The organism is Candidatus Aquicultor secundus (assembly GCF_002791875.1).
Taxonomy (GTDB): domain Bacteria; phylum Actinomycetota; class Aquicultoria; order Aquicultorales; family Aquicultoraceae; genus Aquicultor_A; species Aquicultor_A secundus.
This window is the reverse complement of sequence record NZ_PFNG01000082.1, coordinates 1-1,319: the sequence shown is the minus strand read 5'-3', so window position 1 is coordinate 1,319 and position 1,319 is coordinate 1. Positions and strand designations below refer to the sequence as shown.

At 52.5% G+C, this 1,319-nt stretch carries 1 protein-coding gene and 1 pseudogene; both read left to right on the top strand.

All coding sequences use genetic code 11. The features are described 5' to 3' along the window. The first annotated feature begins 186 nt into the window (after window positions 1-186). Window positions 187-978: a triose-phosphate isomerase gene (gene tpiA, locus COY37_RS03265; protein WP_286677872.1), complete on the top strand. Its 792-nt coding sequence runs from the start codon at window positions 187-189 to the stop codon at window positions 976-978. 121 nt (window positions 979-1,099) lie between these two features. Then, a pseudogene (locus COY37_RS03260) lies at window positions 1,100-1,319 on the top strand (2,3-bisphosphoglycerate-independent phosphoglycerate mutase); the annotation flags it as partial.

Here is a 1,319-nt window from a genome sequence, read left to right as displayed (position 1 = left end):
TCTGAGCGCAGCGAAGGATGAAAAAAAGATGTTTGAGTCGTGGACGTTCTAGTAAGACTGTCAGCTGGATGTCATTCTGAGCGCAGCGAAGAATCTAGAGAGCACACAGCGAGATCAAGGCAGAGCAGTCTATGATATCTGCCACGTCCCGCATAATATAATTTAAGCTTATATAAGGAGGACTAAATGGGGGATAAGCGCAGGATAATTGCGGGGAATTGGAAGATGTACAAAACAGCCAAGGAAGCGGTGTTTCTAGTCCAGGATCTCGAGGATCAGTTGGACGACCTTGCGCAGGACGATAGGGGATACGATGGTGTAGAGGTTATCGTCTGCCCGCCGTCTACGGATCTTAAAAGCGTCTATACCGTTCTGTGGCAGGACAAACCGGCCATAAAACTGGGCGCTCAAAATATGTTCTGGGAGGACGAAGGCGCTTACACAGGCGAGGTTTCTCCGCTGATGCTAAAGGATTTGGAATGCGACTACGTGATTCTCGGTCACTCGGAGAGGCGCATGTACTTCGGTGAGACCGACGAGACCGTAAATAAAAAGGTAAAGGCAGCGCTCAGGCATGATATCACGCCGATCATGTGTTGCGGCGAGTCGCTCGAACAGAGAGAAGCCGGCAAGACCGATTCCTTCATCGAGTCCCAGATTCTAGGGGGCACCGAGGGGCTGGAGGCCGGGGATATGAAGAGCTTTATTGTTGCCTACGAGCCGATTTGGGCTATCGGAACAGGCAAAACAGCCCTTCCCGAGGACGCCAACGATGTCATCAGGCACATTCGTGCGGTTTTGGCATCCAGGTTTGGAACCGATGCCGCCCAGGACATCCCGATTCTTTATGGCGGAAGCGTCAAAGCCGGCAATATCGCCGACTTCATGGCCGAATCGGATATCAACGGGGCTCTTGTCGGCGGTGCAAGCCTTGAAGCCGAGAGCTTTGCCGGCATCGTAAAAAACGCCCGTAAATAGTAAGGGTCCAGAGGCCTGAGCGAAGCTCAGCTTGGAGGACCCGGGGTCCAGGGATTTGATAGATAAAGGTGGAAATTATTTTTTGAGTACCATGCATAATAAAAGGCATAATGTCGTGGAGATAAAGCGACCCAGACCGGTCGTCCTGTGTGTTCTTGATGGATGGGGAGTAAACCCCGATAAGGTCGGAAACGCCATAGCTGCCGCAAGCACGCCAAACCTTGATCGCTACAGGATAGAGTTTCCCTTTACAACCTTGAGGGCTGCGGGTGAAGCAGTAGGGTTGCCCGAGGGGCAGATGGGGAACTCCGAAGTAGGACACCTCAACCTCGGGGCCGGTC

Excerpts from the sequence above, each read along its gene's own strand:
- tpiA (WP_286677872.1), top strand. The coding sequence starts at position 187 with ATGGGGGATAAGCGCAGGATAATTGCGGGGAATTGGAAGATGTACAAA.